The sequence below is a fragment of the Nitrobacter winogradskyi genome (assembly GCF_006539545.1).
Taxonomy (GTDB): Bacteria; Pseudomonadota; Alphaproteobacteria; order Rhizobiales; family Xanthobacteraceae; genus Nitrobacter; species Nitrobacter winogradskyi_A.
On the sequence record NZ_BJNF01000067.1, the window covers coordinates 19122 to 27653 of the forward strand.

At 59.3% G+C, this 8532-nt stretch carries 8 protein-coding genes and 1 pseudogene; 1 reads left to right on the top strand and 8 read right to left on the bottom strand.

What is annotated here, in order from left to right:
- Window positions 1-624: 624 nt before the first annotated feature.
- The 8 genes from NWI01_RS12265 to NWI01_RS12295 all read right to left on the bottom strand — a co-directional run bounded on the left by NWI01_RS12265 (window position 625) and on the right by NWI01_RS12295 (window position 6567).
- The gene (locus NWI01_RS12265) at window positions 625-2136 is read right to left on the bottom strand and encodes a DUF3987 domain-containing protein (protein WP_141384118.1); all 1512 of its coding nucleotides are present in this window, start codon (window positions 2134-2136) and stop codon (window positions 625-627) included.
- Entirely contained in the window at window positions 2133-3053 is a 921-nt protein-coding gene (locus NWI01_RS12270; protein WP_141384119.1) for a DUF7146 domain-containing protein, read from the bottom strand. Before NWI01_RS12270 ends, NWI01_RS12265 begins: the two co-directional genes overlap by 4 nt.
- Before the next feature lie 6 nt (window positions 3054-3059).
- Window positions 3060-3362 (bottom strand): hypothetical protein, encoded by a 303-nt coding sequence (locus NWI01_RS12275; protein WP_141384120.1) that lies wholly within the window; start codon window positions 3360-3362, stop codon window positions 3060-3062.
- A gap of 184 nt (window positions 3363-3546) precedes the next feature.
- Window positions 3547-3747 (bottom strand): helix-turn-helix transcriptional regulator, encoded by a 201-nt coding sequence (locus tag NWI01_RS12280; RefSeq protein WP_141384121.1) that lies wholly within the window; start codon window positions 3745-3747, stop codon window positions 3547-3549.
- Window positions 3748-3929: 182 nt separating this feature from the next.
- The gene (locus tag NWI01_RS12285; RefSeq protein WP_141384122.1) at window positions 3930-4268 is read right to left on the bottom strand and encodes a hypothetical protein; all 339 of its coding nucleotides are present in this window, start codon (window positions 4266-4268) and stop codon (window positions 3930-3932) included.
- 151 nt (window positions 4269-4419) lie between these two features.
- Window positions 4420-4644 carry a hypothetical protein gene (locus tag NWI01_RS18930; RefSeq protein ID WP_181410465.1) on the bottom strand — a complete coding sequence of 75 codons (225 nt, stop codon included), beginning with the start codon at window positions 4642-4644 and terminating at the stop codon, window positions 4420-4422.
- 80 nt (window positions 4645-4724) lie between these two features.
- Window positions 4725-5231, bottom strand: a complete 507-nt coding sequence (locus NWI01_RS12290) for a hypothetical protein (RefSeq protein ID WP_141384123.1) — start codon at window positions 5229-5231, stop codon at window positions 4725-4727.
- Window positions 5224-6567 (bottom strand): tyrosine-type recombinase/integrase, encoded by a 1344-nt coding sequence (locus NWI01_RS12295; protein WP_181410466.1) that lies wholly within the window; start codon window positions 6565-6567, stop codon window positions 5224-5226. Before NWI01_RS12295 ends, NWI01_RS12290 begins: the two co-directional genes overlap by 8 nt.
- Window positions 6568-7519: 952 nt before the next feature.
- Between NWI01_RS12295 and NWI01_RS20100 the strand changes: the two are divergent.
- Window positions 7520-8532: pseudogene (locus NWI01_RS20100) on the top strand (autotransporter domain-containing protein); the annotation flags it as partial.

Genomic DNA, 8532 nt, shown 5'->3' on the forward strand with positions numbered 1-8532 from the left:
CGTGGCGGCCCGACCATCGCTTGACCTGTCGCTGCCTCATGCAGCGAGCACCCGAGCGCCGTTATACATCGCGATAGCGACAATTCAACTTTTGGAAAGATAATCCGTCCGCTTGCGGCCGGGCTCACATCCCCAACAACTGCGCGAACACCGCACCTGCGGTGACTATCGACGGCCCCTACGGCCATGGCGGTGATGACGAATCTGCCATGCGAGGCCGGATTGTGGTCCGCGACCGGCGGGCGCAGGGATTTTTGTCGATTTTCGTCTGAATTTCATCGGAGGCTATTCCGACGAAATTCAGGCCAAAAAAGCCTTTAAAATCAATATATTATATATAATCATATATATTTATCTTATTGTCGGAGTACCCCACCTTCTCCGTGTGACGTTCACATCACCTAGAGATGACACACCGAGAGAAGGCCCCTCCGACAAAAGACAAAAATCCACGAAGTAGACCTAAGCAACTGAAAATGCGTCGTTAATTCCACTTAATTTCGTCGGAAGCCGACCTTCCGACAAAAATAAACCCGACGAAAATCGCCGCTGCGCTCGTCTCAAAAGCAAAGCCCCCGCCGCGCTGGCGAGGGCTTCAGGTTGGTCAGCCGTTTTTTGATTCAGTTAGGCCGTGTCGTCGGGCGGAGCGTGCTGGCTGGCAAAGTAACGCTTGCTGGTCCGCCCCTTGCCCTCCGGCTTGCGCGTGCGCAGGACGATATGCCCCGCCGCATCTGCGGCATCGATGATGTCCCTCAGATCATAGCCCTTGAGCGAGCGAATCTTGTCGGCGACCTTGCCTTCAGTGATGCCCTCGGTGCCGGCCTCGCGGATGATCTCCAGTACGCGGTTGAAGTTGCGCTCGCGGTCGCTGTCCGCAAGCCTCTTGTCCGCCTCGTCGACGAACGCTTTCGTTGAATACACGGCAAGCCCGGCGGCCCACCGTAGAATCTCTCCAGTGATTACTGGCTCGCCGGGGTCGACTCCGACCGCAACCGTAAGAGCGAGCTTCAGCGCGTGCTCGCGGGTCCTGTTCAGGAACGGATGCAGCTTCGAGTCGGCAATAAAAAGCGCACCATCAATCTGCCTGCGCATCTCTTGGTCAAACGCCTTGGCGTCGGCATCAAGTTCGACGCGTTTCGCGAAAACCGCGCGAATGTGACTCGCAGTTCCGATGTTCCCACAGATGTCCGCGGCTGCCTCTGCAATCTCTCGCACGCCCTTGATCAGGCGTTCGGGAGGCTTGTCCCGCCTCTGCACCGGTTCCTCGACGAACTCCGGCTTTTCGCCGGACACGTTGAACAGCAAGAAGCGTGGAAGAAACCCATCGGACGCTCGCGATGACGTTAGCGACGACCAGAACTCCTCGGGGGTTGACGTGCCGTAGATCGATAGGTTCGGGTAGTAGAGCTTTTCTGTGATGCCATCGCGGTAGGCGTCGCCGTCATACGTACTGCTTGCGCACGAAAAAAACTCCATTAGGTAGTGCCGGATCGTCGCGAAATCACCGCCGGACCGTTGGTCCTGTAGCTTAGCAAGAAATCCGCCGAACTCGTCCTGGAGGCTCATGAACGACGGGAACGCTGCCAGTGACTGCCTAAGCCCGGGAGCCGAAGCAAACCGGGATGGGCCGACGAGGCGGCCCAGTCCAGCCTCCTCCATTAGGTTCTTGATGCACTTTCGCGCGTGATCCTTGCCAAATCCAGACTGCGCTAGTCCGACAACGTAAAGGTTCGTGCGCGCGTGACTTGGCGTTTCGAAGGCCCTTCCGGCGAGGGTGGCGACCGCGCATAGCGCAGGCCCAAGCGCAAGCTCCCGCGACGGATATTCCGCCGACGCCTCGATCCAGTCGATGATCTCGCCGACAAGGCCGAGCGGGTTCGTCAGGTCGGACAGAGCGGGTGCCTCAACGACATTCGACCACGACAGGCTTGCAACCTTGTTCAGGTGCGCCAGAAGTTTCCGATCAATGCGATCGGCGATAGATACCACCTTCGTCTCGTGCCAGTGAATGGTCCCTTCAGCCAGCACCGGTTCAGTCGGGCTGACCTTCGCGCGCTCGTCCACCGTGGGCCTGCGAGAAATCGTCTTGCGCCTGACCTTCGAGTCGAATGCCCGCTTCAGATTATCGGAGCTCACGCTGCTACTTCCTTCAGAATATCGTTGCCGTCGCCATGCTGCGGCGTAGCGAGTGTTACCTCGCGGTCAGCTTCCAGCCAGCGGTCGGCGCATACGTTCGCGGCGCAATCGCCCGCCTCGTCGTTCTCAGTGAAGATCGTCAGCGACTCGATGCCGGCCAGCACGGGGAACGATTCGATTGCACCGGCGCTCCCGAGCGCCCAGGCTGGCGCGTAGCCGGCCACCATGAACGATAGAGTAGATTCAATGCCCTCACCAACATGCAGGCCGTGAGATACATTCTCGTCCGGGCTCAGCTTGATCGCAGCGCCCTTCGCGCGACCGAGCATTTTCTTCTCGATCTTCGCGCCTTCAGGCGTCAAAAAGGTTCGATGGATACCGCATGGCTCGTTCGTGTGAATGTCGCGCAGAAGGGCCACCATCATTCGCGGCCCGGCGCAGAAGCGGATAACCTCACCGGCGACGCCTTCCGGCAGTGCGATGCAGCGAGACGCGAGATACGTCTCGACAATCGTCCCGCGCGGGTCTTTCGACCGATTCCAATATGACATCGCGCGCGCGATGCGCTTTGCCTCGTCCTCACGGTCGGTAGGGAGCAGAACGATCTCAGGCGGCTCGGGGACCACGTCCGGCAGCGCCGCGCCCAGGAAGCCCTGAGCGAAATCCAGCGCATCACGAAAGTCGCATTCGCGCGCAGTCATGATCAGGTCTAGCGCACCGCCGTTTTTGCCAGTCTCATGGTCGTACCACGAACCGGATTTCGGCCCGGCAATCACGACGGCGAGGCTTCCTTTCCGGCCAAACCGCAGTTCACGGCGATTCGACATACGCCGGTTGGGCTTGCCGAGCACACGCCGCGCAAGCTCGTTCATGTTGGCCGACAGCGCGGCGCGGATAGGGGCGAGATCGGTTGTCATTACGACTCAATCCCACATCTTGTAAATGTGTCGCCACAGGTTGCGGGGGGAAAGGCACCCGACCGGCAATTCAGTCCTCAACTTCTCGCGCTCCGCGAAGCTCTTGCCGATCTCTTCCCACGTGAAGAACTGGCCGTATCCCTTCTCCCCGTCGTGCACACGACATTCGATTCCGGTCGCGTAGTTCACCAAATACCAATGGGGCTCGGATTCCCACCAGCCCCGGCGCTTTTTGGGTTTCAAGATGATGCCCCAACCGTGATTCGCGTCATAGACGGCAAACGGAAGCTTGGCAGCAAGGCGGCGCAAATGGCGATCACGAGCGCGCCGTTGCCTCTCATGAAAATCTTGCGGCGCACGAGGACGACGGGACGATGGGCGATTAGATCGAGTTGCAGTAGTGACTTGTTGCGGATACATTGCAGAGACCTTGTAGCTGAGGTGAATTGATAGGCCCTTTGCGACGCTGGCGGCGTTGCGGGGCCTTTTTCTTTTATGCGGCCGGATCGACCGCTGTGTTGTTGATGAACGAAACCACGTCGTCCAAATCGAACCAAATCTTGCCCCCGATGCGATGGTATCGCGGGCCGTAACCACGCGTCCGCCAAGCGGCGAGACACTTCACGGTGTTGTTCAGAATGGCGGCAAGCCCCGGCTGATCGACGTAGATCTTGCCGTTCAATGTCATTCGCATTCTTTGGTGCTCCTTAGCGGTTGGCTAGCTCGATACTGGCAGGGTATGGCGCGGTTTAGGAGCCCGATCCGGTAGCCCCAAACGACACGTAGAATGCCCGGATCACATCGACTTCTCGCGTTTCGCGTTTATGAAACTGTGACAAGTGTTAACGAAAAGGGCCCCGAAGGGCCCTTGGTTGATCACGCCGCCAAAGCCGATGTCGGTGGTTCGTCGAGCTCGCGGGCATAGAACGTCAGTGCTCTCGCCAGAAATTCACAGTCGGTCGCGCCAATGGCGTGAATTTCGCGCGTCCGAAAATCGTGCGCCTGGTCGTCGGCATGATAGCCGATAATCCGGCGCGTTAAGTCGTCAAGGTCTTGGGCGGCCTCGCCCGCGTGGATGGCTGAGCTGTAACTGGCGAGCGCGTCGGCGCAAAGCTCTGCGTCGCTCTTGGACAAAAGTCCATGCTCATCCCGAACCGTTAGCTCTCGCGAAAGGTTGCGGGCGCGTTCGACTTTGTATTTGATGTCATCACTCATGGTCAGTTCTCCTTGATATTGGCCATGCGGCCGTCGTTCACGCCGAACCATTTCGGAGTGTGGGGAATTGCTGGATTTTTGGGATTGCCCGCCCGAGGGGGGCCGGGAAGGGGGTTTAAGCGGTCTTGTTGCCCATCAAGAAAGATTTCCTTTAAGCCTTGAACGTGACACGCTCGCGCGCCTTGCGAGCGATGAAGTCTGAAATTTCGCGTTCCAGAAAGTAACGTCGGTTCTGAATCACGATGGGACGCGGGAATCCGACACGCGGATCAGAAAGCCAGCGATCAAGTGTTCGAATGTTCGGCTTCGGCTCGAATCGCGAAAGTGTGGACTTTGCGGAGATGAGGCGGTCGGCGTCTGGATCGGTGCTAGTCATTGTCGGCCTTTACTGTGAAGATGACGGACAGATAGCGACACGCCGATCAAGAAAGATACCTAATGATGTCGTGGGCATCGTCAGGGTTCGCGCGATGCGAGGTTTTTGAGCGGGTCGCCGTCGCCATACTCCTTAAAAAAACGAGTCATGATTTCCTCGATTGTTTTCGGCGATTTATGGTGCAGGTCCACAAGCTTTGCGATTGCTTCGTTGCGCGAGAGTCCAGGAACATCGATCCACCCGGCAGAAGTTTTACGATGCTTGGTGCGGCGCAAGCGCCAATATTCAAAATAAAGATCAAGGTCGCGTCGATAATTGCGCAACTCTGGCGCAGGCTTCCGGCCCTGGGTGATCCCCCAAGCTTCTGCGACCGAGCGTGACGTGATCGGGCCGCGATCTCCATCTAGCGGTGCGGTGACGGCCTGAGCGAAACGCGCGATCTCAGCATCAACATTCGCCGGCACAGCAAATCCATGCTCGCGTGCCAGAGCGAACGCCTGCCACGCCGCAGCAGGGTTGCCCGTCTCGCCAAAGATGCTAGCGAGTTCGTCAATCTCATCCTCGATAGGACCAGGGAGTTTAGCCATTGACCACCTTCATGACGTGATCGGACCATGCAACGAGGGCTGCACGTTTCCGATCGGCGTACTCAAAACGGTTGTAGATGCCAGCCACCGAACGCAGGGCACCGTTGGTATGATTCAAGATTTTTTCTGTAACGACGATGTCCGCGAGTTCGAGCCGAGCGAGGCCGCTTGCTCCAGAACGCCGCAGGTCGTGCCAAGTCCAATGCGCCAAGGGCTTGATTGCATCGGTGGGCTCGCCGCGCCCGTGCGCTTCTTTCAATTTAATTGTTCGAATCTCAGCGTCGAGGTCGCCTTTGGCCTTGCTAAAACCGCTCGTTGGCGTGTTGCCAAATCGGGAAAGATAAAGATCACCCCGACCAATACGGGGGCACGATGCGAGAACCGCCAAGGTCGCGTCCGACAGCGGAACCTCATGTTCTTCACCGTTTTTTGCGCGCTCAGCGGGGATGATCCAAAGCTTGCCCTTGTCGTCTACTTCACTACGACGGATACCAGCCACTTCAGAGCGGCGTTGCATCGTGAGAATGAGGAGCTTCGTTAGCTGCGGGAACGGATAATTGAGGGCGTCAGATGCCTTCCAGATCAGGCGCAATTCGTCATCGCTCAGGACCCGCGACCGCGATTCTTCGTTGGCCTTTCGCGACACGCCTGCACACGGAGATGATGGTAGGATATCTTCGCCAACAGCCCAGTTGAACATTTTGCGGATCGCGGCGAGCACGCGGTTTGATGCCACGGGTGCTCCACGAGCAACGATGTCCCGCAGAAGTTTATTTACGTCGGCGCGCGCGATGCTATGGGCCGGACGATCGCTCCAGCGGCTCAAAACCTCGCCACCCGTTTTGGTGACTACTAATTCGCCCTTCTTGAACTTAAGACCGAGCAAGCGGGCAGTCTCGCGCCAAGAGCTTTCGCGCGTCCTTTGCATGGCGTGGTCACGAATGAATCGCTTTGCCAACACCGTGACAGTCAGCCCGTTCGCCGCCGTTGCATCCTCGGCCGCTAACCGCGCACTCTCGCGAGCCGAGAATTTTTCTGCTGCCGGATCGACGCCCTTCGCCAGCAAGAGCGCGGCTTCACCGGCAAGCTTGCGCGCGCCAGCCAATGTGTTGGCGCAATCTAGCGTCGGCTGCTCGATTTCGTCCTTGCCGAGATAGACCGGGCCAATGGTCAGCTTACGAGTCTTGCCGGCGTGTCGATATCGGAGAGCCCATGTGCGGCTACCGTTCGGCTGGACGACGAGATAGAGGCCGCGACAGCCACCATCTGCAATCTCACGGCGAGCCTTTCCCGGCTTTACGTTCCTGACAGTCAGATCGGTAAGCGTCTTTGCCAACTCTAGCCCCACCGTTACCCGTCGTGGAGTCGGGTAACATGGGGGTAACAGAACCATACTAACTGTAGTGTCGTCAACTGTCGGCGACACTGCCGGAAATAGCCATAAAACTGAAGATATATAGTGTATTATAAGGGATTAGCTGTCTTGATCTGTCTGTCTATCTAGTATCTTTGCCACAAACTGTGGAACAGGAGGTCGGTGGTTCGAGCCCACCCAACTGTACCAATGAAATCAAGTACATAGATAAAGTTTAACCCGCTGCCGATAGCCGCATTTCTCGTCGGGGTGTGGGTATTCATCCGTTGCCCATCCGTCAGTCGGAGAGTGGCCGTAGCGATTTGTCGCATGAAGAGCTTGCATGCGAAGGTTCGCGGGCTCACAGGTCCTTACTCGTCGGAATGGCCTCGCAGACGGCAGGATCGGCTCGATGCCCGCATAGTGGCGGGCGTGGAACGTCAACCCGCCTCTCCCGATCCCGCCATGGTGCAACGAGTTCAAGGTCGCCTGGGAGCAGTTCTATGCGTCCCTGACTCCGGCGGGCAGCTATCGATGTTCCGAATCCGGGCGGCGTCTCCGAACGGTTTCAGCTTGTGACCGAGCATGGCCGTGTCGTGCTCAACTGCCGAGTCGTCTGCGCGTCGCTGACTCAAGCAGTTCTGGTGAACACGCTATCTCTTAAGCAATGCCTTACGCTCTCTCGTTGTTGCACAAGCACCACATCCCCGATTCCTTTAAACCTCTAAGTGGACTCTGCATTGTAGCATGTATTAGGTGGAACCAGTCTTTTTGAATGACCGGGTCCTTTTCCATGACTAACCCATCGATTGCAGCCAAATGGTCCGCGTTTGCAGTCCAGCAGCTTCGTTTCCCGCATAATTGTCCGGGCCGGAAGCGTCGTTGGCATTTGTTCGCAACCTCATCCCTTTCCACGGCGTCGGTTGCTGTGGCTTTGCTGACGCTCCAACTTGCGGGACCGGCACTGGCCGGCGGCGGCGGCGGTAGTCAGGGCACTGGTTTCGGCGGTGCCGGGGGCGCTGACAGTCTTACGGGTGCAGGAGGAGCGGGCGGGATACCGTTCGGTGGCAACTGGGGAGGCGGCGGGGGCGGCGGCGCCGGTGCGACCGGCGGCGACGGCGGTGCCGGTGATATCGGGGGCGGCGGCGGCGGCGTGGCCGGGTCAGGCGGCTCCGGCGCCGCGTCTGCGGGCGCATCGGGGACGAACGGGGGCGATGCTTCGGGCTCTCGGGCAGGCGCCGGTGGTGGCGGCGGCGGCGCCCACGGTTTCGTCGGCGCGGCGGCACCGAATGCAGCTACGGGAGGGAATGGCGGCGCCGGAGGCGCTGGCTCCGGTGGCGGTGACGGTGGCGGTGGTGGTGGCGGTGGATATGGCGCCGTCGTCACCGGCAGCGGAGCGCTCGGGACGGTGTCGGGCGCCATTCAGGGAGGCAATGGCGGTGCCGGCGGATCGGGCTTTTGGGGTGGCAATGGAGGCACCGGCGGCGTGGGGCTCGGCTTCACAAACGCCAGCGGCGGGACAGTTACCCTCAGCAATGGAGCCTCCATCAAGGGCGGAAATGGCGGCGCGGGGGGCGCGGGTACTTCGAGAAATGGCGATGCTGCAGCAGGCGGCATCGGAATCCTTGGTCAGAACCTGACCGTTATCACCAGCGGAACAATCGAAAGCGGACTTGCGGGCAACTTAGGGACGCGCGCCAGCGCGATCAGGTTCACCGGCGGTAGCAATGTCCTGGAGCTGCGGGCGGGCTCGACCATTACCGGCAATGTGGTCGCGTTCAGTGCGGCCGATACCTTGCGGCTCGGGGGCGCCGATAATTCAAGCTTCGATGTCTCGCAGATCGGGCCGGGCGCGCAATACCGGGGCTTTGGTAGCCTCGTGAAGACCGGGACCGGCACCTGGGCGCTTACCGGCACGAGCAGCGCAGCGACGCCGTGGACGATCAG

What these genes read in the sequence shown, in the direction of transcription:
- NWI01_RS12285 (WP_141384122.1), bottom strand. Translation starts at nt 4,268, where the DNA reads ATGAGTGATGACATCAAATACAAAGTCGAACGCGCCCGCAACCTTTCG.
- NWI01_RS18930 (WP_181410465.1), bottom strand. Translation starts at nt 4,644, where the DNA reads ATGACTAGCACCGATCCAGACGCCGACCGCCTCATCTCCGCAAAGTCC.
- NWI01_RS12280 (WP_141384121.1), bottom strand. Translation starts at nt 3,747, where the DNA reads ATGCGAATGACATTGAACGGCAAGATCTACGTCGATCAGCCGGGGCTT.
- NWI01_RS12290 (WP_141384123.1), bottom strand. Translation starts at nt 5,231, where the DNA reads ATGGCTAAACTCCCTGGTCCTATCGAGGATGAGATTGACGAACTCGCT.
- NWI01_RS12270 (WP_141384119.1), bottom strand. Translation starts at nt 3,053, where the DNA reads ATGACAACCGATCTCGCCCCTATCCGCGCCGCGCTGTCGGCCAACATG.